The sequence below is a fragment of the Streptomyces sp. NPDC048416 genome, from assembly GCF_043200435.1.
In the GTDB taxonomy this organism is placed as follows: domain Bacteria; phylum Actinomycetota; class Actinomycetes; order Streptomycetales; family Streptomycetaceae; genus Streptomyces.
The window spans coordinates 187,366-209,852 of sequence record NZ_JBICXU010000012.1 but is presented as its reverse complement, the minus strand read 5'-3'; the positions used below and the strand labels follow the sequence as shown (position 1 = coordinate 209,852).

Annotated in this window: 19 protein-coding genes and 1 pseudogene; 8 read left to right on the top strand and 12 right to left on the bottom strand. The window is 70.8% G+C overall.

Annotated elements, in window-relative coordinates; all coding sequences use genetic code 11:
- Nucleotides 1–88: 88 nt before the first annotated feature.
- The 4 genes from ACGFW5_RS18385 to ACGFW5_RS18370 form a co-directional block, all read right to left on the bottom strand.
- Entirely contained in the window at nt 89–1,483 is a 1,395-nt protein-coding gene (locus ACGFW5_RS18385; RefSeq protein ID WP_393835266.1) for a hypothetical protein, read from the bottom strand.
- Between the two features lie 134 nt (nt 1,484–1,617).
- Nucleotides 1,618–3,096, bottom strand: a complete 1,479-nt coding sequence (locus ACGFW5_RS18380) for an amidase (protein WP_393835265.1) — start codon at nt 3,094–3,096, stop codon at nt 1,618–1,620.
- 357 nt (nt 3,097–3,453) lie between these two features.
- Nucleotides 3,454–3,858: a tautomerase family protein gene (locus ACGFW5_RS18375; protein WP_393835264.1), complete on the bottom strand. Its 405-nt coding sequence runs from the start codon at nt 3,856–3,858 to the stop codon at nt 3,454–3,456.
- 181 nt (nt 3,859–4,039) lie between these two features.
- Entirely contained in the window at nt 4,040–4,963 is a 924-nt protein-coding gene (locus ACGFW5_RS18370) for a glutaminase (protein ID WP_393835278.1), read from the bottom strand.
- Nucleotides 4,964–5,333: 370 nt separating this feature from the next.
- On the opposite strand from ACGFW5_RS18370, the gene ACGFW5_RS18365 reads away from it, so the two are divergent.
- Nucleotides 5,334–6,716, top strand: a complete 1,383-nt coding sequence (locus ACGFW5_RS18365; RefSeq protein WP_393835263.1) for a cytochrome P450 — start codon at nt 5,334–5,336, stop codon at nt 6,714–6,716.
- A gap of 237 nt (nt 6,717–6,953) precedes the next feature.
- The gene (locus tag ACGFW5_RS18360) at nt 6,954–7,796 is read left to right on the top strand and encodes a SigB/SigF/SigG family RNA polymerase sigma factor (protein WP_393835277.1); all 843 of its coding nucleotides are present in this window, start codon (nt 6,954–6,956) and stop codon (nt 7,794–7,796) included.
- 221 nt (nt 7,797–8,017) lie between these two features.
- Here ACGFW5_RS18360 and ACGFW5_RS18355 read toward each other — a convergent pair whose 3' ends face one another.
- The 3 genes from ACGFW5_RS18355 to ACGFW5_RS18345 form a co-directional block, all read right to left on the bottom strand.
- A complete protein-coding gene (locus tag ACGFW5_RS18355) occupies nt 8,018–9,469 on the bottom strand; it encodes an MFS transporter (protein ID WP_393835262.1) in 1,452 nt (483 codons plus the stop codon).
- Between the two features lie 390 nt (nt 9,470–9,859).
- The gene (locus tag ACGFW5_RS18350) at nt 9,860–10,033 is read right to left on the bottom strand and encodes a CsbD family protein (RefSeq protein ID WP_393835261.1); all 174 of its coding nucleotides are present in this window, start codon (nt 10,031–10,033) and stop codon (nt 9,860–9,862) included.
- A gap of 197 nt (nt 10,034–10,230) precedes the next feature.
- The gene (locus ACGFW5_RS18345) at nt 10,231–10,920 is read right to left on the bottom strand and encodes a FadR/GntR family transcriptional regulator (RefSeq protein WP_393835260.1); all 690 of its coding nucleotides are present in this window, start codon (nt 10,918–10,920) and stop codon (nt 10,231–10,233) included.
- 181 nt (nt 10,921–11,101) lie between these two features.
- Between ACGFW5_RS18345 and leuA the strand changes: the two genes are divergently transcribed.
- Nucleotides 11,102–12,892 (top strand): 2-isopropylmalate synthase, encoded by a 1,791-nt coding sequence (leuA, locus tag ACGFW5_RS18340; protein ID WP_393835259.1) that lies wholly within the window; start codon nt 11,102–11,104, stop codon nt 12,890–12,892.
- 110 nt (nt 12,893–13,002) lie between these two features.
- On the opposite strand, the pseudogene ACGFW5_RS18335 reads toward leuA, so the two are convergent.
- Nucleotides 13,003–13,431: pseudogene (locus ACGFW5_RS18335) on the bottom strand (MFS transporter); the annotation flags it as partial.
- Between the two features lie 150 nt (nt 13,432–13,581).
- Nucleotides 13,582–14,904 (bottom strand): aldehyde dehydrogenase family protein, encoded by a 1,323-nt coding sequence (locus ACGFW5_RS18330; protein WP_393835276.1) that lies wholly within the window; start codon nt 14,902–14,904, stop codon nt 13,582–13,584.
- Nucleotides 14,905–15,232: 328 nt separating this feature from the next.
- Here ACGFW5_RS18330 and ACGFW5_RS18325 point away from each other — a divergent pair, with 328 nt between their 5' ends.
- Nucleotides 15,233–15,496, top strand: coding sequence for a DUF5133 domain-containing protein (locus ACGFW5_RS18325; protein WP_393835258.1), 264 nt, complete (start codon nt 15,233–15,235; stop codon nt 15,494–15,496).
- Nucleotides 15,497–15,500: 4 nt separating this feature from the next.
- On the opposite strand, the gene ACGFW5_RS18320 is transcribed toward ACGFW5_RS18325, so the two are convergent.
- Complete coding sequence (locus ACGFW5_RS18320) at nt 15,501–16,520, bottom strand: Lrp/AsnC family transcriptional regulator (RefSeq protein ID WP_393835257.1); 1,020 nt, start codon at nt 16,518–16,520, stop codon at nt 15,501–15,503.
- A 150-nt stretch (nt 16,521–16,670) separates the two neighbouring features.
- Between ACGFW5_RS18320 and ACGFW5_RS18315 the strand changes: the two genes are divergently transcribed.
- Entirely contained in the window at nt 16,671–18,293 is a 1,623-nt protein-coding gene (locus ACGFW5_RS18315) for an MFS transporter (RefSeq protein ID WP_393835256.1), read from the top strand.
- A 28-nt stretch (nt 18,294–18,321) separates the two neighbouring features.
- On the opposite strand, the gene ACGFW5_RS18310 is transcribed toward ACGFW5_RS18315, so the two are convergent.
- The gene (locus ACGFW5_RS18310) at nt 18,322–18,636 is read right to left on the bottom strand and encodes a hypothetical protein (RefSeq protein WP_393835255.1); all 315 of its coding nucleotides are present in this window, start codon (nt 18,634–18,636) and stop codon (nt 18,322–18,324) included.
- A 177-nt stretch (nt 18,637–18,813) separates the two neighbouring features.
- Here ACGFW5_RS18310 and ACGFW5_RS18305 point away from each other — a divergent pair, with 177 nt between their 5' ends.
- From ACGFW5_RS18305 to ACGFW5_RS18295, 3 genes are all read left to right on the top strand, one after another.
- On the top strand, nt 18,814–19,008 hold the full coding sequence (locus tag ACGFW5_RS18305) for a CsbD family protein (protein ID WP_393835275.1): 195 nt from the start codon (nt 18,814–18,816) through the stop codon (nt 19,006–19,008).
- Between the two features lie 263 nt (nt 19,009–19,271).
- Nucleotides 19,272–19,625, top strand: a complete 354-nt coding sequence (locus tag ACGFW5_RS18300; RefSeq protein WP_393835254.1) for a VOC family protein — start codon at nt 19,272–19,274, stop codon at nt 19,623–19,625.
- Between the two features lie 58 nt (nt 19,626–19,683).
- Nucleotides 19,684–22,068 (top strand): ATP-binding cassette domain-containing protein, encoded by a 2,385-nt coding sequence (locus tag ACGFW5_RS18295; protein WP_393835253.1) that lies wholly within the window; start codon nt 19,684–19,686, stop codon nt 22,066–22,068.
- 146 nt (nt 22,069–22,214) lie between these two features.
- Here the strand turns inward: ACGFW5_RS18295 and ACGFW5_RS18290 are convergent, their stop codons facing one another.
- Entirely contained in the window at nt 22,215–22,409 is a 195-nt protein-coding gene (locus tag ACGFW5_RS18290) for a hypothetical protein (protein WP_393835252.1), read from the bottom strand.
- Nucleotides 22,410–22,487 lie beyond the last annotated feature (78 nt).

Below are 22,487 nucleotides of genomic sequence, written 5' to 3'. Positions count from 1 at the left end.
ATAGCTCCGCTATCACGACGTTCCGGCGCCTTGCGATGCACCGCACCAGGCGCCGCACCCTGACCGACCCTGATCCACCAGACACCCCCTAGCGCCCGGCGTGCCCCTTCGCGAGCGACCACTCGCGGTGCAGGGCGCCCAGGGGGATGCGGTGCTCGATGACGGGCGTGCCGAACAGGGAGAGCTGGAAGTCGAGCCGGCCGTTCAGGTCGAAGCCGCCGTACACCTCCCAGGACGCCGTCGCCGACGCCTTGCCGTCGCTCGACGCGGCCGCCGCGGCGTCGACCTGCGCACGCAGGTAGGGGGCGAAGTCGGCGGTGACGCCGACGGCTCCGTACAGGCCGACGGAAGCCTCCGCGCCGAGCGCTCCCTCGGCCTTCCCGGCGGCGGAGACGTTCGCGGTCACCGGGGTGCTGTGCACGGTCGAGGTGCTGACCGGGGCCCAGCCCTTGCCCGCGGCGTAGCTGCCGCCGACGCGGAAGTCGCCCTTGACGTCCTGCTGGACGTCGAGCGTCACCTGGCCGTCCGCCTCCACCTGCACGTAACAGGTCAGGTCGAGGTTGACGACGACGGGCACCGGACCCACCTGGATGACCGGGGCGCTGTGCAGCTTGGCGAACGGGATCCGCTGGGGCTTGCCGGTGCTCGCGGCGGCGCGGCCCTTGAGCGCCCACTGCGACGACCAGTCACCGCTCATGCCGAGGAAGGCCGAACTCAGGCCGCCGCCGCCGTTCTTGGCGCCGTCGTAGGAGAACTCGACCTTCGGTGCGAGCTGGACGAAGCCCGAGACCGACGCGGACGCGGAAGCGGGGGCGTCCTTGGCGGTGTTGACGGGGGCGTTCACGTCCAGGCGCAGGTCACCGAGGGGCAGTTCGGCGCCCTTGGGTCCGAACCGTACGCCCTGGCTCTTGGCCCAGGAGAAGGTGACGCCCTTCATGAGGGGCACGATCGTGACGGCCGCGGGATCGACCGGCACCGTGCCGTCGGCCCTGTCGTCCTTGAGGACGGAGGCCAGCGTCGTGGACGCGGTCTTCACCTCGGTCCCGCGCTCGCTCCTGCCCACCACCTCCGTCACCTTGGCGAGCAGCCCGTCGGGGGCGCCGGGCGCCGGCGCGCTGGCGATGACGTCGCCCACGGCGACGGGCTTGCCGGGCGCGGGGGAGTGACTCGGCTGGGGCGAGTGGCTTTGCGGGGCGGCGGATATGACGGCGTGTCCGGTCGCCTTGTCGTAGGAGGCGACCTTCAGCGAGGACTTCTCGGGCTGGTTCCTGCCGGTCCGGGTGCGGGCCAGCGGCGTCGGCGCGGCCGATCCCTGGGGCGCTTCGTTCACTTCGAGCTGCTGGGCGTCCCCGGCCGTCGGCGCGGAATCCGCGGCACTTGCCTGCCCGGCGGCCGGAGCGTGGCCCGGCGATGAGCAGCCCGCGCCGGCCAGGGCGAGTACGGTCAGGCCGGGCAGCAGGAGGCGTCTGGAGAACGTGCGCACGTGGGTGTGACCTTCAGGTTGGGGGAGCGGCCGTTACCGGCAGGTAACGTAAAGATGATCATGCCATGCGCGCCCGGCACGAGTCACCTCAAGAACCCCAACTCCATTGCGTCACAAGGCTATTGAAGTTTCACCTACGAGCGCCCGACGCTGGCGCCGACCGAAGGAGCCGTGCGCTCCCAGGGGCGCAGGTGTTCCAACTGGGCGGCGACATCCAGCAGTTGATGCTCCGCACCGGGCCGGCCCACGAGCTGCACGGCGCCCGGCAGCCCCGTCGGCAGCGAGCCGAACGGCACGGAGAGGGCGGGCCGCCCGGAAAGGTTCCACGGCGGGGTCATCGGCGAGCAAGCCGTGTTGGCCAGCACATTGGCCAGCCATCCGCGCTCGTGCCACGCGTCGGCCGCTGGCCCTGGACGGGCGAGCGCGGGCGTCACCAGCACGTCGTACGCCTCGAAGAACGGCTCAAGCCGGCGGTTCAGCGCCTCCTTGCGGGCGGGGCGCAGCATGCCGAGCCGTCCGGCGGCCCGGCCGATCGCCGCATGGCGCCGGGTGCGGGGGGCCAGCAGGCGGGGGTCGAGACCTTCGGCGTCCTGCGCGGTGCCGCCCGTCCAATGAGCCAGCACCACGATGCCGAAGGAGAGCGGATAGGGCGGATGCGCGATCGCCACGGCGTGGCCCGCACCGGACAGCGCCCGCGCCGCCTCGCGAGCGAGCGCCGCGTACGGGGCGCCGACGCGCACACCGGCGATGGGGCTGCGCGTCGAGAACGCGATCCTGAGCCCGGAACCCGTCTCCCACCCGCCGTCCGCCACGGCGGCGCCGCTCCGGGACCGCGGCCCCGGCGCGGTGCCCGTCCTTGAGGTTTCGCCGCCGCCCGGTGCGCTCGGCGGCGCCGGCTCCTCGGCCTCGCAGATCTCGGCCGGCTCGCCTGCGAGCACCGAGAACATCAGCCGTGCGTCCGCCACGGTCGTCGCCAGCGGGCCGTTCTCGGACATGCCGTACCAGCCGCCCCCGAGGTCCCGGGGCACTCGCCCGGTGCCGGGCTTGAGGCCGATCAGGCCGCAGTGCGCGGCGGGGATGCGCAGGGAGCCCATGCCGTCGTTGCCGAGCGCCAGCGGCACGAAGCCCGCGGCGACCGCGGCCGCGCTGCCCCCGGACGAGCCGCCCGCCGTGCGCGTGGGATCCCAGGGGTTGCGGGCGATGCCGTGCACCCCGTCCGTGGTGCCGAAGACACACAGCTCGGGTACGTGGGTGAGGCCCACCACGACCGCCCCCGCCGCACGCAACCGGGCCACGGTGACATGGTCCTCGGCGGCCGGCGCCTGCGAGGTGGCCGCCGAGCCGTTGCGTGTGCTCTCGCCGCGCACCGGCACATTGTCCTTGACCGCCACGGGCACTCCCGCGAGCGGCAGCCGGGCGAGATCGCTCCGCGCGCCGACCGCGTCGGCCTCGGCGAGTGCCGCACCGGCGCGCACCACACGGAACGCGCCGACGCGGCCGTCGTCTCCGGCGATCCTGGCCAGGTGCTCGGCGACCACCTGACGCGGCGTGACCTCCCCGCGGCGCACCGCACGGGATATCTCGACGGCGGTCCTGCCTGCCCATGCGGTCACGTTTGCTCCTCGATGGTGATCGTCGCGAAAACTGAGAAGGCCACTGTGGAGCGCGGGTGCGGCGTCTGTCGACAGTGGATCTCCGCCAGGGCCGGCCACGAGGCCTGCCCGCGACGGGCGCGCAACATCAGCGAGCGGCGAACTTCCGCAGGTCGGCGTCGAGTTGTTCGGCATGCGTCACATACAGGCCGTGGCGCCCGTTCTCGTACACCGTGAAGGTGCTGCGAGGCTGCGACAACGCCCGCGTTACGCGTACGCCCGGCCTCCGAGTGCGTACCTGGGCGGCGGAAGGCGGGACGGGACGCGGCATGCGCCGCCCGGCACCGGCGGCGCCCCGGCCGTGGCAGGGGGAGGGGCTTACTGGGGAGGGGCGTCCGGCGCAGGAGAGTACTGCGCCGTGCCGTTGCCGAGCGACCAGTCGATGGAGTCGTTCTCGGTGAGCGTGACGAACACGTTGCGCGGCTCGGTGCCCGCGTACGCGCTCGCGAGCTCGGCTATCCGGCGGTAGAGCGCCCGCTTCTGGTCGGGCGTCCGTCCGGAGCGCAGTGTGATCGCCACGTACACGATGCCGTGGTCGCGATGAACGCCGAGGTAGTCGTCGTAGCGCAGGGTGCTGTGCGTTCCGTCGTGGCCGACCAGGACCTGGAAACGGTCGTCGAGCGGGATGCCGATCGTCTCGACCAGGGCGTCATGCACGGCACGGCCGAGCGCGTCGAGGCGGTCGCTGTCGGCTCCGAGTGCGTCAATACGGACGAACGGCATGGGCGTGTCCCCCTTGGAAGGTTGGGTGGCGGCCTGTGTTTCTTCAAGTGCTGTACATACTAGTAGGTACAGCGAGATGGGGGCGCTCCCTCCGGCGTCGCGGGAGGCCCGCCCCCCTTCGGCGCCCGGCGCGAAGCGGACGAGGCAGATCAGGGAGGGGGAGGGCGGAAGGCGGGGCCGATCAGAAGACGGAGAGGCCCGTCAGCGTGGTGAAGCGGTCAAGGGCCGCCACGCCCGCCACCGAGTTCCCGCGCTCGTCGAGGCCCGGGCTCCACACGCACAGGGTGCAGCGGCCGGGGACCACGGCGATGATGCCGCCTCCGACACCGCTCTTGCCCGGCAGGCCCACGCGGTGCGCGAAGTCGCCCGCCGCGTCGTAGGTCCCGCAGGTCAGCATGACCGCGTTGATCTGCTTGGCCCGGCTGCGGGTGAGCAGGGCCGATCCGTCGGCCCGTATGCCGTGCCGGGCCAGGAATCCCGCCGCCCGCGCCAAATCGGCGCAGGATGCCTCCAGGGAGCACTGGCGGATGTACTGGTCGAGGAGGTCGGGGACCGGGGTGGTGATGTTGCCGTACGACGCCATGAAGTGGGCCAGCGCCGCGTTGCGGTCGCTGTGACCGGCCTCGGACGTGGCGACCCGCTCGTTGAAGCCGAGCGCGTCGTTGCCGGACTCGGCACGCAGGAACTCCCGCAGCGTGCCGGCCGCGTCGCCGGTCAGCCGGTGCAGACGGTCGGTGACGACGAGGGCGCCCGCGTTGATGAACGGGTTGCGCGGGATTCCGTCCTCGTACTCCAGCTGCACCAGGGAGTTGAACGGGTTGCCGGAGGGCTCACGGCCGACGTGCTCCCACAGTTCCTCGTCCTCCAGGGAGAGGCAGAGCGCGAGGGTGAAGACCTTGGTGATGGACTGCGTCGAGAAGGGGTGCTCCCAGTCGCCCACCCCGTACACCGTGCCGTCGAGCTCGGCGACGGCCATCCCGAAACGCCGCGGATCGGCCGAGGCGAGGACCGGGATGTAGTCGGCCGGGCGGCCTCGGCCAGGGGTGGCCGCGATCTCGGTGGCGATGCGGTCCAGGACCGGCTGAAAGGACGAGGACACGCTCAACTTGCTCTGCTCCGGCTTCCCGCGCTGTTGCGACGTCAACACCCTACGGCAGCCGCCGCACGCCGATGCGCGCGCACGCGGGCCGGTGGCTTCGCGGTGGGCCGGGTGGCGCCTTTGGGGGAGGGCCTTGGCGCAAGAGAAGGGATGGGGGGCTGGCATGGCTCCTCCAGGGGCTCCGGCTTGATGACGGGGATGGCCCGTACGCGGCGGCGGGGGCGCATTCGAGGGCGGGGGCGCGCCCGAGGGCGGGGCGCGCCGTTCGTGCGCGGGGCAGCCGGGTGCCGGTCGGCCGGGTGGCCGCCTGTCGGGCCGGAGCGGCGGGTAGGGAGCCATTACGTTGGGCCCCATCGGCCATACCCGGGGAGTTCCGTTGCCCGAATCCACGCTGCCGCTCAACCCCGTCCCCGGTCCGCGCGGTGTGCCGCCGCTGGGCAACCTCCTGGCGTTCGGCAAGGACCCACTTAAATTCCTGACGCGGCTGCGCGACGAGTTCGGCGACGCCGTCACCTGGTCGCTTGGCCCACGGCGCAGCCTGTTCATCTCCCATCCCCGGCACATCAAGGAACTGCTGGCCGCGCGCGAGGACACCTACGAGATCCTGGAAATCGGCTGGGCGTTCAAGCAGATCACCGGCAAGAGCGTCATCCTCAGCAAGGGTGGTGACTGGCGGCGCAAACGCTCGCTGGTCCAGCCCACCGTCCGGCCGCGCCAGGTCCGCTCGTACGCCGCCGCCATGGTCGACTCCGCCGGCGCGGCCGCCGACGGCTGGCGCGACGGCGGGCGTATCGACGTCCGCACGGAAATGGCGCTGATCACCCAGCGGATCGTGCTGCGCACCCTGTTCGGCAACGACCTGGGGCAGCAGACAAGGGCGCTCGGTGACGCGATGGACGTGGCGGAGAAGACCGTCGGGGACGAGGTGCGCGGCGTCGGGCTCTTTCTGCCGGACTGGGTACGGACTCCGGCGCGGCGGCGCCTCCTTGCGGCCGTGGCCACCATCGACGCCGAAGTGCACCGCCTCATCAGGGAACGCCGGGGCCCCGCCCGTGCCGACGAGGAGCGCGACGACCTGGTCACACGGCTCCTCGCGGCCCGCGACGAACAGGGCCGCCCGCTCTCGCCGAGAGAGGTGCGCAACGAGGCGGTGACGCTCTGGGCGGCCGGGCACGAAACGACCTCGACTGCTCTGACCTGGGCGCTCTATCTGCTCTCCAGGGCGCCCGAGGTCCGCGCGCGGCTCGAAGCGGAGCTCCAGGGCGTGCTGGCGGGACGGCCGCCCACCGTCGACGACTACGAGAACCTGACCTGGACCCAGCAGATCGTCAAAGAGGCCATGCGCCTCTTTCCGCCGGTGTGGCTCATTCCCGCGGTCGCTCGCGAGGGCGCGACGCTCGGCGGCACCCGCATCCCCGTCGGCACCACCGTCTGGTGCAGCACCTGGACCACGCACCGCGACCCCCGCTGGTTCCCGGGCCCCGATGAGTTCCGCCCGCAACGCTGGGGCGCCGACGCCCCGGACGCGGTGCCCGACCACGCCTGGTACCCCTTCGGGGGCGGTCCGCGAACCTGCCTCGGCGCCCGTTTCGCCCAGGTCGAGGCCGTCCTCGTACTCGCCACCATCGCCCAGCGTTTCCGCGTCGAGCTGCCCGATGACGAGGTGGCCCCACGCGTCGGCCTGCTGCTGCAACCAGCCTCCCCCCTCCACGCGACCCTGCGGGCGCGAGGTGAGGAGGCCGGGTCATCCCGCGACTGAGGCGCCGGACCCTGCTCAACTGCCTTGTCTCCAGGCCTGGTGGGCTCCTCAGTCCATCCGGGCGCGCGCCCGGCCCGCACTCCCCGAAGTTTGGTGCACAACAGATGCGCATGAATTCGTTCGCTCTGGGCAGACGCCTGCTTCGACAGGATCGTTGACGGTTACTAGGGAGGAACCCCCATGGCGGCGGTGCAGGTGACAGGACCGGAGCGGGTGGACCGGACGACGGCCTCAACCATGCAGCGCGAGGTGGAGGACCTGCCGCACATCGAGGACGCGGCCAAAGTCGCTCCTCAGGACGCGCGCAAGTTGTCGAGACTGTTCTTCGACCGGCTCCAGGTGCTGGAAGAGGGCACGCGGGAATACCAGTACGCGCGCAACACCTTGATCGAGATGAATCTGTCCCTGGTACGTTTCGCGGCCGGCCGCTTCCGCAATCGCGGCACCGGTGACATGGAGGATGTGATCCAGGTCGGCACGATCGGCCTGATCAAGGCGATCGACCGGTTCGAGCTGTCGCGCGAGGTCGAGTTCTCCTCCTTCGCGGTGCCGTACATCATCGGCGAGATCAAGCGGTTCTTCCGCGACACCACCTGGGCGGTGCACGTTCCGCGCCGGTTGCAGGAGCTGCGGGTCGAGATCGCCAAGGGCAAGGAGCACCTGGCGGTCGAACTGGACCGCGACCCGACGGTGAAGGAACTCGCCGCGCATCTGAAGCTGACCGAGGAAGAGGTCATAGAAGGTCTGGTGGCCGCCAACGGCTACACGGCCGGCTCGCTCGACATGTCGCCCGACGCGGACGGCGGCGGCCAGGCCCCCGCCGTGAAGAACCGTACCCTCGCCGACTGCATCGGTGCCGAGGACCCCGGCATGGAGAAGGTCGAGGACCTTCACGCGCTGGCCCCCCTGATGCGGGAGCTGAGCGAGCGTGAACGGCGCATCGTGAACATGCGCTTCGGCCTGGAGCTGACGCAGGCCGAGATCGGCCAGGAACTCGGGGTCTCGCAGATGCAGGTCTCCCGCCTGCTGTCGCGGATCCTGGTCAAGCTGCGGGCCGGCATGGTCGAAGAATCGGCGTAACCGTGCGCATGCGCTCGCGGCCCCCGGGGGCCGCGAGCGCTGTTTTTTGCCGCTTGTGACGCATGAGGGGTGAGGAGGGGGCTTCCCGATTTCGGGAAGCCCCCTCCTCACCCATTTCTCCCCGTTGTTCTGAGCGAACCCGCCGGCTGCGTCAGCTCGCCGTCCTGCGCCGGGCGAACAGCCCTCGCGTCGAGTCGGGCCCCCGGGGCCACGCCCCGTCGTCAGCCGCGCTGGGCGGCGACGAGTTGCGCGGCCTCCTCGTCGGTGGCCACCGAGGGCGGGGAGCCTTCGAGCGGCTTGCGGGCCGTCTCCTTCATGGCGAACGCGGCCACAAGGCCGACCGCGGCGGCCAGCATCGTGTAGAACGCGGGCATCAGGTCGTTGCCGGTGGCGCCGATCAGTCCCTGGACCACCAGCGGTGTCGTACCGCCGAACAGCGACACGGAGATGTTGAACCCGACGGACAGCGAACCGTAGCGGGCCTCCGTCGGGAAGAGGGCGGGCAGCGCCGACGACATGGTTCCCATGTAGCAGACCAGGGCGAGGCCGAGGGCCAGCAACCCGGTGAAGACCGCGACCGTACTGCCCTGCCTGATCAGCAGGAAGCTGGGCACGGCGAGCACGATGAAGCCGAGAGAGCCACCGATGAGAACCGGGCGGCGGCCGACCCGGTCGGAGAGCCGGCCCACCGAGTTGATGAGCGCCATCAGCACGATCATCACGGCCACGATCGCCATCAGGCCGCCGGTCTCGTTGAAGCCGATCGTCGAAAGGTACGTCGGCATGTACGAGAGCAGCATGTAGTCGGTGATGTTGAACGCGGCGACCAGTGCCAGGCACAGCAGCATCGCCCGGCCGTTGCCGAAGAGGACGCGCTTGAGCGGCATCTTCTCGCGCTCGCCATCGGAGGATTCGGCCTCCTCCAGCTTCTTGAAGGCCGGCGACTCGTCCAGCTTCAGCCGGAGGTAGAGGCCGACGAGCCCGAGGGGCCCCGCCACCAGGAACGGGATCCGCCACCCCCACTGCTGCATCGCGTCGTCGCTCAGCAGCACGGTGAGAACGGTCACCAGCGACGCGGCGACCGTGTATCCGATCAGCGTGCCGAACTCCAGGAAGGAGCCCCAGAATCCGCGACGCTTGTCGGGCGCGTACTCCGCGATGAACGTGGCGGCCCCGCCGTACTCGCCGCCGGTCGAGAACCCCTGGACCATGCGGCAGAGGATGAGCAGCGCGGGCGCCCAGGGACCGATGGTCCCGTAGCTGGGGATCAGGCCGATGGACAGCGTCGCGGCGGCCATCATGATCATGGTGAGGGCGAGGATCTTCTTCCGCCCGACGCGGTCGCCGAGCGGCCCGAAGAACATGCCGCCGATCGGCCTCACCAGGAAGGCGGCGGCGAACGTCGCCAGCGACGCGATGACCTGCATGGTGTCACCGGCACCGGAGAAGAAGACCTTGCCGATGATCACGGCGAGGTAGGAGTAGACGCCGAAGTCGAACCACTCCATGGCGTTGCCGAGCGCCGTGGCTTTGACCGCGCGCTTGACGGCGGCTTCGTCCGTGACGGTGATGTCGGAACGACGCAGAGCCGGGTTGCGCCTGCGCCGAATCGCCCGGAACAGCCAGCGATGCCGGGCGACTGCCTCTGGTTCGTGATTCTCAGTGCTCAGCACGCGACGTCTCTTTCACTCGGCAGCAAAGAACCCGCAGAGGGCAGCGGGGCCACATGTGCGGGGATTGAGGGAGGGCAGGGAAAAGGGACCGTAAAAGGGCCCGGAAAGGGATGGGGAAAGGCGCGGGGAAACGGGTGGGGAAAGTGGTCCGGGAAGTGGTGACGCAAGAGTGGGGGAAGTGGTGGGGAAATCGGCGCCGACGGGCGGAAAATGATGCCTTTTTGAAGACCCCTCGTACTGCGCACCACGATTTCGGGGCGGCCTCCCACCCCATGCCAAGGGTCCTGGGAAGGCAGCGAGCGTGGCGCGAATCGTCCGCGCCACGCTGCTCCCTTGCCGGGCCTGGCCACGTCAGGCCTCTCGGCCGACGCCGGGGGCCCGGCCGTCAGATCAGTCCTTGAGGGTGTCCTTGGCCTTCTCCTTGGCCTGACGGGCATCGCCCTTGGCCTGGTCCATACGGCCCTCCGCGGTGCGGCTTTCATTGCCGACCATGCGGCCCATCGCTTCCTTGGCCTTACCCTTGGCCTGCTCGGTCTTCGCCTTGGCCTTCTCGTCGCTCGACATGCAATTACCTCCACATGCGCTCGATAGCGTTGTCCGACAGAGGTACGCCTGGCCATTTCGGCGGATCTCAAACAGGGAGATCGCGTAAAAACTGATGCGCCCTGGGATGCGGCGCGGCCCATCGCGACGTGGTGGTAGGGCGCCCCGTCGACGTGATGGTCGGGGCGGGGTGGCGAAAGGGGGATCGCGCCGGTCGATCACACGGCCTGAAGCTGGGCCAGCGTCCGGTTCAGTTCTTCGCGTACGGCGTGTCCGGCGGCTTCGGCGTCGCCCCGGGAGATGGCCTCCGTGAGGGCAGCGTGCCCGGCGTCCCCGTGGTGGGGGTCGCCGGATCGCAGGCCCAAGAGGTCCACCAGATCGATCAGGCCCTGGCGCAGCGCCGGAACGAATTCGGTGAACAGGGCCGTGAGGACGGGGTTGTGGGCCGCGGCGACCACGGCGGCGTGCAGCGCGATGTCGGCGTCGACGAACTCGGCGGTGCTCCCGTTCCCCGCGCCGCGCCGCCCGGCCAGAGCCGCCTCGATGGCGGTGAGATCTTCCCCGGTGCGGCGCCGGGCGGCCAGCTGGGCCGCTTCGACCTCCATGACCATGCGCACCTCATAGACGTCGGCCACCGCCGCCCGCCGTAGCTTCGTGGACCAGTTCTCCTCGGGTTCGGTGGCGATGACGAAGACTCCGGCGCCCTGCCGCGCCTGGACCAGCCCCGCCCCGGCGAGCGCACGCAGGGCCTCCCGGACGGTCGAGCGTCCCACCCCGAGCATCTGGGCCAACGCGTTCTCGCCGGGAAGTTTCGTCCCGACCGGCCACTCCTGCCCGGCGATCTGCTCCCGCAGACGGTCAGTCGCCTGCTCCACCAAGGGAGTTGCCCGCAGCGCACCCAGCGGCACCCGAATCGCCTTCTTCCAGTTGTCAGCTTGTCTGAGGAGTTCAACTCTGGTTACTGTACCGGCATGTTGCTGCACGAGCTCCTTCTTCTCGGCCGCTGCGGGGTCTGACACGACCGGCACCCCGCAGCGGGTGCCTGGCTGCGCCGGTCGCCATGTGGCCGACCCGAAAGAAGTCCCTCTCATGACCTCCTCCGGCACGGGGACATTCCCCACGCTGCGCACTCCCACCGCCGCCGTGCCGCACGACGCACCGGCGTGGAACCCCCAGCGCCCGAGCGCCATGCCGCACCACCGTTACCGGTCCGCACACACCCGGGTCGAACTGCCCCTGACGGACCGCACCTGGCCGTCGCGACAGCTGCGGCAAGCCCCGCTGTGGGTTCCCGTCGACCTGCGCGACGGCAACCAGGCGCTCGCCGAACCGATGGACACCGCGCGCAAGCGCCGCATGTTCGACCTGCTGGTCACCATGGGCTTCAAGGAGATCGAGGTCGGCTATCCCTCGGCAAGCCGCACCGACTTCGACTTCGTACGCCACCTGGCCACGAGCGGCGCTGTGCCCGACGACGTGACCATCTCCGTCTTCACGCCCGCGCGCCACGACCTCATCGACCGGACCGTCGCCTCCATCTCCGGCCTCCCGCGCACCCTGGTCCACCTCTATACCGCCACCGCTCCTGCCTGGCGGAACGTGGTCTTGGGGCGCTCGCGCACCGAGGTGCACCGGCTCATCCTGGACGCCGGTACGCATCTGATGCGGCGGGCCGATGAGCAGTCGGGGGCCGACATCCGGTTCGAGTTCTCGCCCGAGGTCTTCAACCTCACGGAGCCGGACTTCGTCCTGGAGGTCTGCGACAGCATGACCGAACGGTGGGAGGCCAGCCCCGACCGGCCGGTGGTGCACAACCTGCCCGCCACCGTCGAGATCGCCACCCCCAACGTGTACGCGGACCAGATCGAATACATGCACCGCCACCTGGCCCGGCGCGACTCGGTGATCCTGTCCGTGCACCCCCACAACGACCGGGGCACCGGCGTGGCCTGCGCCGAACTCGCCGTCCTGGCCGGGGCGCAGCGCGTGGAGGGCTGCCTGTTCGGCAACGGCGAGCGGACCGGCAATGTCGACCTGGTCACGCTGGCCCTGAATCTGTACGCGCAGGGCGTGAACCCGATGATCGACTTCTCCGACATCGCGGCCGTACGCGAGGTGGTCGAGCACTGCAACCGGTTGCCGGTCCACCCGCGCCACCCCTACGGCGGCGACCTCGTCCACACCGCGTTCTCGGGAACACACCAGGACGCCATCTCCAAGGGCATGGCGCACCACGCGAAGCAGGCGGCGGAGCGAGGCGTCCCGGCAGGCGAAGCCCCCTGGGAGGTTCCGTACCTGCCCATTGATCCGGGCGACATCGGACGCACCTACGAGGAAGTCATCCGCATCAACTCCCAGTCCGGCAAGGGCGGCATCGCCCATCTGCTCCACACCCACCACGGCCTGGACCTGCCCAAGGCCATGCGCCCCGACTTCTCCCGCACGGTGCAGCAGGCCACCGACGCGAGCGGAAGGGAACTCTCGCACCAGGACCTGTGGGAACTCTTCCGGGCCACCTACCTCACACCCGCCCAGGACGGTCCGCTCACCCTTACCGCGTGGGAGACGCGTGAAGTGGGGCCGGGACAGCACGAGTTCACCTGCACGACCTTTGGCGACGGCGGGGAACGCGTGCGGCGCGGAGTGGGCAACGGGCCCCTGTCCGCCTTCGCCGACGCCCTCGCGAAGGACGGGAACGCCGTCGACATCCGCACCTACGCCGAGCACTCCACGAGCAGCGGACCGGGCAGCCCCGCCGTGGCCTACGTCGCATGCCGGGTCGGTGACGAGACGTATTGGGGCGCGGGACGGGACACCTCGATTCTGGCCGCGTCGGTCCACGCCGTCCTGGCCGCCTTCAACCGCGCCAGGCAGGCCTGAACCAGGGGGTGGCCCCGTGATCCGGGTGCGGAACGCCGATGTGGTCCGCGACGGCGACCCGATCCCTCGTGACCTGTCGCTGACCGTACGACCAGGAGTTGGCTGACGCCGTCTTTTGTCGGTGCGGCGGCCCGCGGGGAGGTGCGGCGCAGCACGGCCGCGACGGCGAGTGTCGGCAGCACGGTGAGGACGGCCAGGCCGAAGAAGACCGCGCGCCAGGACCACCATGGGGCCACCAGGCCCGCGAGCGGTGGCCCGACGAGGGAGGGAATGACCCGGCAGGCACTCATCAGCGCCAGCACCCGCGGGCGCAGCCGGCCCGGGTAGGCCTGGCCGATGGCCGCGTTGATCGACACCGCGGTCGTCCCGCCCGCGAGACCGTCCAGGAAGCGCCCGGCCGCGAGTTGCCAGATCGACGTGCTGGCCCCGGAGACCACCAGGGTGACCATGGAGAGCACCATGCCGGCCGCCAGCGGACGATGTGCCCCCGCGCGGTCCGACCAGTGGCCGCCCAGCACCCCGTCGGGACAATACGCGGCCGCCACCTACGGCTTCGCCGCGGCCATGCCCGGTCGGATCGTGAGCGCCGACCGGATGAACCCCGGGCAGCACCCCTCGCCGACGACCTCGTACGGCGGCGAGTTCTCGGCCCTCCCGGGCGGCCTCGGCGCGAGACTCGCTGAGCGGGGTCAGCCGAGCGGCTTGTTCAGGACGGACTTGCGGTGGCTGAACGTCTCGATCGAGTAGTGGCCGTGGTAGCTGCCCATGCCGCTCTCGCCGACCCCGCCGAACGGCAGGTCGGAGACGGTCAGATGGGCGAGCGGGAGGCCGAAGCCGAGGCCGCCGGACGACGTCTCGTGGGCCAGGCGTTCGCGGGTGGTGCCGGATTCGGTGAAGGCGTACAGGGCCAGCGGCTTGTCGCGGTCGTTGATGAAGCCGATGGCGGCGTCCAGGTCCCGCACCGTGACGATGGGCAGGATCGGGCCGAAGATTTCCTCCCGCATGACAGGGGAGTCCGGGTCGACGTCGGCCAGGACGGTCGGCGCGATGTACTTGTCCGCCCGGTCGGTCGCGCCGCCGGTCACGGTCCGGCCCGAGTCGAGGAGCGCGCTCAGCCGGTCGAAGTGGCGCTCGTTGACGATCCGGCCGAACTCGGTGGAGCGCTGCGGTTCGGTTCCGAAGACGGCCGTGACGGCGCGGATGAACTCGGGTTCCAGTGCGCGGGCGGTCTCCGGGTCGGTGAGGACGTAGTCGGGGGCGACGCAGGTCTGGCCCGCGTTGAGGAACTTGCCGCGGACCAGCCGGTCGGCGACCACGGACAGATCGGCGCCGCGGTCGACGAACGCCGGGGACTTGCCGCCCAGTTCGAGGGTGACCGGGGTCAGGTGTTCGGCGGCGGCCCGCATCACGATGCGACCGACCGTGCCGTTGCCCGTGTAGAAGATGTGGTCGAAGCGCTCGGCCAGCAGGGCGGTGGTCTCCGCGACGGCGCCTTCCACCACGGCGACGGCCGTGGTGTCGAGGTAGCGCGGCAGCAGGCGGGCCACGGCGGCGGAGGTGGCGGGGGCCAGCTCGCTGGGCTTGACGACGACCGCGTTGCCGGAGGCGAGCGCGCCGAGCAGCGGGGTGAGCAGGAGCTGGACGGGATAGTTCCAGGGCGCGATGACGAGGACCACGCCCAGCGGGTCGAACCGCGTCCATGCCGTGGCGTCGCCGCCGAGGTGGGCCGGGACCGGCGCGGACTCGGGGCGGAGCCATGTGGCCAGGTGCTCCAGGGTGTGGTCGATCTCGCGGACGGTGAAGTCGACCTCGGTGCGGTACGCCTCGGTGGTGCTCTTGCCCAGGTCGGCGTGGAGGGCCCGCGCGAGGTCGTCACCGTGCTCGGTGAGCATGTCGCGCAGCCTGCGCAGCTGCCCGATCCGCCACTCGACGGGCTTGGTGCGGCCGGAGCGGAAGGTGGCGCGCAGCCGGGCCACGGTCTCGGCGGGCTGCTCGGGGGTGCGGTCGTTCACGATGCCTCGCTGAATCAGTGCCGATCTGTCCGGCCAGGAGGCCGCCAGGTCGATCCGGGGTCGATGGAGTCCATGGGCGTCCATGGGGTCCATGGGGTCCATGGGGTCCATGGGGTCGATGTATATGCCAACCGTTGAGATCAGCCATTGATTCCCGAAGTGACTGACGTGCGTTCCCGTACATGGTTCATTACGCAGCGTCATGCTTCGGGGTGCGCATATGGGTGGCGGGGGGCACGATGAGGGATGTTCCAGGGGTGGGCGGCCGCCCATGGCGACCCCGCTGTCCGGAGGGCCGCGACCCTGCGTACCTCTCGTCCTTCGTCCGATGCCGGAGCCGATGATGCTGTCGCCCCACTGGTACGTCGTCCATGAACTCCTGGCCCTCCTGCGCAGCCGTGAACGCCGGGCCGCCCGCGCCCCGTTGGACACCGGCGCGCGGCAGGCGCGGGACGACGCGGCGTACACGCTGTGCGTCCTGATGGGGGAGCGGTCGATGGCCGCGGCGGTGAGCGCGGCCGAGCGCTATCTCGCCCGCAGTCGGGGCGCGACCCTGGCGGGCATGGCGACCGTGAAGGAGCCCGCTCCCTGACGCGTCACGGCCGGGCCGGCAGATAGGGGCCGGGCCCTTTGATGGTGCGGTGGATGGGCACCGTCGCCGTGTGGCGCAGCCCTGGCAGGGCGGCCACCGCCTCCGTGAGGTAGCGGTAGAAGAGCTGGGCGTTCGGCACGTCGATGCTGGCGTAGAGGTTGGACGTGCCGGTCACGGCGGCGGCGAAGGAGACCTCTGGATGTGCGGCGATCGCCGCGCCCGCCTCGGCCAGACTGGACGGCGCGATCTCCAGCCACAGCGCGGCCCGGAAGTTCCGCTGGAGGACATCGGGGTGGTATTCGACGTCGAAGTAGAGCGCGCCGGCCGTGCGCAGTTCGCCGATCCGGCGGCGCACGGTCGACTGGGACAGGCCGGTCGCCGCGGCCAGTTCCGCGGGCGCCGCCCGGCCGTCGCGGGCCAGCAGGTCCAGCAGGTGACGGTCCCGCTCGTCCAGGGTCACCGGCGCCGCGGCGCACGCGGCCCGGTCCAGGGCGGGCGGGGGTGTGAGCGCGGCGACCTGGGCGGCCGTCAGGGGGCCGCGCTTGTTGATGGTGCTCAGGTCCTGTCCGAAGAAGACATGCAGCAGGCAGTGCGCGGAGACGTCGAGCACCTGGGGCGTGCGCGGCAGTTTCTGCAGCAGCAGTGACTCCTCGATGCCCGGACCGCGGGTGCGTACCGAGCACGAGATCTCGGTGCCGCCCGAGCTGACATTGACCCAGCTGGTGTCCGTGCGCCGGGCCATCGCCTTTCCGATCGACGCCGCCGCGTCCGGCGTGCACCGTACGCGTACGACCCACGGGGAGTCGCCGAGGCGTTGCGGGTCCGTCAGGCCCAGGACCCGGAGCTTTCCGGCGGTCCGCAGCCTCGACCACCGGCGCGCCGCGGTCTGGTCGGACACCCCGAGCACGTCGGCGATCTCCCGGAACGAGGCCCTGCCGTTGATCTGCAAGGCGTGGGCGAGGGCCATGTCCTCCTCCGAGAGCTCGCTGTCCGCACGGCTGAGAGTGTCGAGATACGTCGTCATGGAGGCCATGATGTCGGATCCGTTCAATCAGGGGAATCCGGCTTATTGAATCGTGCGGGATCCCCCGACACTCACTCACGGGGATCACACGCGTCGACGAGCGCGGAGCCGGTCCCCGACAGCTCGCTCGACCCGATCGGAGAACCTGACATGCGCAAGTGGTGGCCCCTTACGGCGGTCTGCCTTGGCGCCTTCATCCTGCTGGTGGACGTGACCATTGTGAACGTGGCACTGCCCAGCATGGCTGACGACCTCGACGCCTCCTTCACCTCGCTGCAATGGGTGATCGACGGATATGCCCTGGCTCTCGCAGCCCTTCTGCTGGCCTCCGGCTCCCTCGCGGACCGGTTCGGCCACCGGCGGTTCTACGTCTACGGCCTGGCGCTGTTCGCCGTGGCCTCCCTCCTGTGCGGCCTCGCGCCCACCGCGGGGGTGCTCATCGCCGCCCGGGTCGTGCAGGGCGTCGGCGGCGCCGCCATGTTCGCCACCGCCCCCGCGCTCCTGCTGGCCTCGTACCAGGGCAGGGACCGGGGCACCGCCTTCGGCGTGTGGGGCGCGGCCAACGGCGCCGCCGCCGCGGCGGGCCCGCTGCTCGGCGGGCTGCTCACCGAGCACCTGAGCTGGCCGACGATCTTCTGGGTCAACCTGCCCATCGCCGCCGTCGCCATCATCATGACGCTCCGCGTCATACGCCCCGACCAGCCCCGCACGGCGCCGGGTCACCGTGCGCCCGCCCGGATCGACCTGCCGGGCGCCGCGGCCTTCACCGTCGCCGCGGGCACCCTCACCTACGGACTCATACGCGGCGGGGAGTCCGGCTGGACCGGAGCGGTGACTCTGTCGACCTTCGCCGTCACCGTCCTGGCTCTCGGGGCGTTCGTGGTGATCGAGCACCGGACCGCCCGTAGCGGCGGCTCGCCGATGCTGGACCTTGCGTTGCTGCGCCGCCCGTCGTTCGCCGGGCTCATGAGCGGCGCGCTGCTGCTCCAGGGCGGCGCCTTCGGCTGCCTGGTGCTGGTTTCGCTGTGGCTCCAGTCCGTGGTGGGTCTGAGCCCGGTCGCCGCGGGGCTGGCCCTGACTCCGCTGGCCGCGGCTTCCTTCATCGTCGCGGTCTTCGCCGGCCGGCACATGCAGCGGATGGCTCCGCGCTTCCCGATCGGCCTGGGTCTGCTGCTGGTCGCGGCGGGCATGCTGCTGCTGCGCGCCGGCATGACGGCCGACGCGGGACGGGCCTCACTCATATCGGGTCTCGTGGTCGCCGGTGTCGGCGTGGGTCTTGCCACGCCGGTGCTGGTCTCGGCCGCCGCATCCACGGTGCCGCCCCAGCGGGCCGGCATGGCCGGCGGAGCGGTCAACACGTTCCGCCAGCTGGGCATGACGCTGGCCATCGCCGTACTCGGCGCGGTCTTCACCAGCCGGGCGACCGACATGCTGGCCGTGTCCGGCACCGTGCCGGACGCGGGCCGGGGGGCGGCCGCTCTGGCCGGCGGGCAGGCGCAGCGCCTCGTGGAATCGGCGCCCCCCGCCCACCGCGACGCGGCGCAGCACCTGGTGCACCAGGCGTTCGCCGCCGGCCTCGACCGGGTCTTCCTGCTGTCGGCCGCCGCGGCGGCCCTCGGCGGCCTGATCGTCCTCACGCTGGTGCGGCCGCCGCGCGCCGCTCCCGGCGCGAGCGGCGGCGGCTCATCGTCGGCGCCCGGAGCGACCGCTGACGGCTCATCGGCGTCGTCCGCCCCGCGCCCTCAGCAGGACCCGGTGTCCACCGGCGCGTGAACGCTCCGGTGCTCGCCGGCCGGGATTCTCAGGCCGCCCGCGGCGCGACGAACACGATGACGGAGGCGACCTGTTCGCGCCGGGGGTGGGTGTCCGCGCCGCCGAGCCCGTAATGGGTTTCGACGCGCCGCACCACGAGAGGGTGCCCGGTGACCCACAGGGTGACGGTCTGCCCGACGGCGGGGATGGGCAACGGGCCCTCGAACATGCCGAGTTCGATCGCCTCGGCGTCGTCCGTGGCATGGACGAACGTCATGATCTGACGGGTGCGCGTGAGGTCCTGTTCGAAGTCGACCTTGTCGCGGGCGGCGAGGGTGGAGGTGATGGCGTCGGGGAGGCTCATGGAGTCATCCTGCCCCGTCGCCGGACCGTATCCCGCCGAGCGGGCCGCCGGGTGGGTCGCCGGGTGGGCCGCCGCTGGGTGGCCCAGGCGGCGGAGGCCTTGGGCGCTCGGCGGGCGATTTGTCCGATGGTGTCCTACGTTGGTGTCGTCAGTGACCCCGATCAACAGGAGTTCGCCGTGGGCGACAGTGCCATGGACAAGATCAAGGGCAAGGCGAAGGAAAAGGCCGGCAAGGTCACCGGGAACGACCGGATGGCCACCGAGGGCAGGACCGACCAGGCCAAGGGCAGGACCAAGGACGCGATGGGCAACGCCAAGGAGCGGGCCCAGGGAGTCAGGGACTCACTGACCGACAAGCGCGACAACGCCTGAGCCGGCCCAGAAGCCCCCGTCCACGGACGGGGGCTTCGTCGTGCGCCGGGCGTGACCTCCCGACGCGGTGCCGGACCGTCGAGGCGAGCGGCGCCGCGAACCGATCCGACGTCCGGCGTGACCTCCCGACGCGGTGCCGGACCGTCGAGGCGAGCGGCGCCGCGAACCGATCAGGAATCGAGAAGCGAAGGCCTCACGCCCTGACTAACGTTTCGGTCATGGCACACCCCGGGTCCACCGGACCCACGACGTCAGGAGCGACCATGACCAGCTCACCCACGCAGGGAATCAAGACCGTGCTGCACCCCGTCACCGATCTGGCCGCGGCCAAGGCGGTGTACACCGCTCTGCTCGGTGTCGAGCCGACGAGCGACGAGCCGTACTACGTCGGCTTCGAGGCGGAGGGCCAGCAGATCGGCCTCGTGCCGGGCGGCGCCGAGCGGGGCATGACCGGGCCGGTGGCCCACTGGCACGTGCCGGACATCGAGGCGAAGCTCGCCGAGGTGACCGCCGCGGGCGCCAAGGTCAAGGAGCCCGCACACGACGTGGGCGGCGGACGGCTCGTGGCCACGTTCACCGACCCCGACGGCAACGTCCTCGGACTGATCCAGGACTGACACGGGCCCGGCCACACCGACCGGCGCCCCCGCCGAACACTTGGAGAACACGACAAGCATGGCCACCAGGACGAAGCCGCAGTCGCCCGAGCAGCACGCCGCCGACCGTCACGATCTGATCCGAGTGCACGGCGCGCGCGTGAACAACCTCAAGGACATCAGCGTCGAGATCCCCAAGCGCCGCCTCACGGTGTTCACGGGAGTCTCGGGATCGGGCAAGAGCTCGCTGGTGTTCAACACGATCGCCGCCGAGTCGCAACGGCTGATCAACGAGACGTACAGCGCCTTCGTGCAGGGTTTCATGCCGACGCTCGCGCGGCCCGAAGTGGACGTGCTCGACGGACTGACCACCGTGATCGCCGTCGACCAGCAGCGCATGGGAGGCGACCCGCGCTCCACGGTCGGTACGGCAACCGACGTCAACGCCATGCTGCGCATCCTCTTCAGCCGGCTGGGCAAGCCGCACATCGGCTCGCCCAAGGCGTTCTCCTTCAACGTCGCCTCCATCAGCGGGGCCGGCGCGGTCACCGTGCGGCGTGGCGGCCAGGAGGTGAAGGAGAAGCGCAGCTTCAGCGTCACCGGCGGCATGTGCCCGCGCTGCGAAGGCCGCGGCTCGGTCACCGACATCGACCTGACCCAGCTGTACGACGAGAGCAAGTCGCTCAACGACGGCGCGTTCACCATCCCCGGCTACACCGGTGGCGGCTGGAACTCCCGCCTCTACATCGAGTCGGGCTTCTTCGACCCGGACAAACCGATCGCCACGTTCACCAAGAAGGAACTCCAGGACCTGCTCCACCGCGAGCCGACCCGCATGAAGATCGCGGGCATCAACATGACGTACGAGGGCCTGATCCCGCGCGTCCAGAAGTCGATGCTGTCCAAGGACCCGGACGCGATGCAGCCCCACATCCGGGCGTTCGTGGAGCGTGCGGTCACCTTCACCGTCTGCCCCGAATGCGACGGCACCCGGCTCAACGAGGGCGCTCGGTCCTCGAAGATCAGGCGGAAGAACATCGCCGACCTGTGCGCCATGGAGATCAGGGACCTTGCCGAATGGGTCCGCGCCCTCGACGAGCCGTCGGTGGCGCCGCTGCTCACAGCGCTCCTGGAAACCCTCGACTCGTTCGTCGAGATCGGCCTCGGCTACCTCTCACTGGACCGGTCATCGGGCACGTTGTCCGGCGGCGAGGCACAGCGCGTCAAGATGATCCGCCACCTCGGCTCCGCACTCACCGACGTCACCTACGTCTTCGACGAGCCCACCATCGGCCTGCACCCGCATGACATCCAGCGGATGAACGAGCTGCTGCTGCGTCTGCGGGACAAGGGGAACACCGTGCTCGTCGTGGAGCACAAACCGGAGACGATCGCGATCGCCGACCATGTCGTCGATCTCGGCCCGGGCGCAGGCAGCGGCGGCGGCACCGTCTGCTTCGAGGGGACCGTCGACGGGCTGCGCACCGGCGGCACCATCACCGGCCGTCACTTCGACGACCGGGCCGCCCTCAAGAAGTCGGTGCGCGAGCCCACCGGCACCCTGGAGATCCGCGGCGCCTGTGCGCACAATCTGCGGGACGTCGACGTGGACGTGCCGCTCGGTGTGCTCACCGTCGTCACGGGCGTCGCGGGCTCCGGCAAGAGCTCCCTCGTGCATGGCTCCGTCCCGGCCCGAGAAGGCGTCATCTCGGTCGACCAGAGCCCGATCCGCGGTTCGAGGCGCAGCAATCCGGCGACGTACACCGGACTGCTCGACCCGATCCGCAAGGCGTTCGCCAAGGCCAACGGTGTGAAGCCCGCGCTGTTCAGCGCCAACTCCGAGGGCGCCTGCCCCACTTGCAACGGCGCGGGCGTCATCTACACCGACCTGGCGATGATGGCCGGGGTCGCCACCACCTGCGAGGAGTGCGAGGGGAAACGGTTCCAGGCCGCGGTGCTCGGCTACCACCTCGGGGGCCGTGACATCAGCGACGTGCTCGCGATGTCGGTGACCGAGGCGCGGGAATTCTTCGCCGACGGCGACGCCGCGACGCCGGCCGCCCACCGCGTCCTCACCCGGCTCACCGACGTGGGGCTCGGGTACCTCAGTCTCGGGCAGCCCCTCACCACGTTGTCCGGCGGCGAGCGGCAACGGCTGAAGCTCGCCACGCACATGGCGGAGAAGGGCGGCGTGTACGTACTCGACGAGCCGACGGCCGGGCTTCACCTCGCCGACGTCGAGCAGCTGCTCGGCCTGCTCGACCGGCTCGTGGACTCCGGGAAGTCGGTCATCGTCGTCGAGCATCACCAGGCGGTCATGGCCCACGCCGACTGGATCATCGACCTGGGTCCGGGGGCCGGCCACGACGGCGGCACGATCGTCTTCGAGGGCACGCCCCGCGACCTCGTCGCCGCGCGCTCCACCCTCACCGGCGAACACCTGGCGACCTACGTGGGCCACTGACCCCGCGTCATTCCACGTGCCTGCTCGCATGGCCGCGGCCCGTTCCGTGTGCGGCCCACACTGTGGCCGCACACGGAACGGGCCGCGGATGTCACGGGAGGGGAAACGGCGCGGCGTCGGCCCAACTCCCGTATGCGGAGCGGTGGTTACGCCGCCTCGTCCCAGTGGAGTGGGGGTCGCGTCGTCTCGTCGTGGCGCTGCTCGACCACGAGGAACGCGTCGCTTTCGAGATCCATCACCACCGTGACCGTACGGCCCCACTTCCTGAACTGCGCCGCCAACTCCTCGGCCGGCCATGACCCACGCGGTCCGCCTGCGGGAAAACGCCCGAGTACCGACATCGAAGCAGCCTCCTTCGAGCCCTCATCCGTCCTGCGTACAGAAACCCCTATCGGTATCCGTCCGCCTGCCCTCGAAAG

What these genes read in the sequence shown, in the direction of transcription:
- ACGFW5_RS18375 (WP_393835264.1), bottom strand. Translation starts at nt 3,858, where the DNA reads ATGCCGTTCGTCCGTATTGACGCACTCGGAGCCGACAGCGACCGCCTC.
- ACGFW5_RS18360 (WP_393835277.1), top strand. Translation starts at nt 6,954, where the DNA reads ATGCAGCGCGAGGTGGAGGACCTGCCGCACATCGAGGACGCGGCCAAA.
- ACGFW5_RS18350 (WP_393835261.1), bottom strand. Translation starts at nt 10,033, where the DNA reads ATGTCGAGCGACGAGAAGGCCAAGGCGAAGACCGAGCAGGCCAAGGGT.
- leuA (WP_393835259.1), top strand. Translation starts at nt 11,102, where the DNA reads ATGACCTCCTCCGGCACGGGGACATTCCCCACGCTGCGCACTCCCACC.
- ACGFW5_RS18325 (WP_393835258.1), top strand. Translation starts at nt 15,233, where the DNA reads ATGCCGGAGCCGATGATGCTGTCGCCCCACTGGTACGTCGTCCATGAA.
- ACGFW5_RS18320 (WP_393835257.1), bottom strand. Translation starts at nt 16,520, where the DNA reads ATGACGACGTATCTCGACACTCTCAGCCGTGCGGACAGCGAGCTCTCG.
- ACGFW5_RS18315 (WP_393835256.1), top strand. Translation starts at nt 16,671, where the DNA reads ATGCGCAAGTGGTGGCCCCTTACGGCGGTCTGCCTTGGCGCCTTCATC.
- ACGFW5_RS18310 (WP_393835255.1), bottom strand. Translation starts at nt 18,636, where the DNA reads ATGAGCCTCCCCGACGCCATCACCTCCACCCTCGCCGCCCGCGACAAG.
- ACGFW5_RS18300 (WP_393835254.1), top strand. Translation starts at nt 19,272, where the DNA reads ATGACCAGCTCACCCACGCAGGGAATCAAGACCGTGCTGCACCCCGTC.
- ACGFW5_RS18295 (WP_393835253.1), top strand. Translation starts at nt 19,684, where the DNA reads ATGGCCACCAGGACGAAGCCGCAGTCGCCCGAGCAGCACGCCGCCGAC.
- ACGFW5_RS18290 (WP_393835252.1), bottom strand. Translation starts at nt 22,409, where the DNA reads ATGTCGGTACTCGGGCGTTTTCCCGCAGGCGGACCGCGTGGGTCATGG.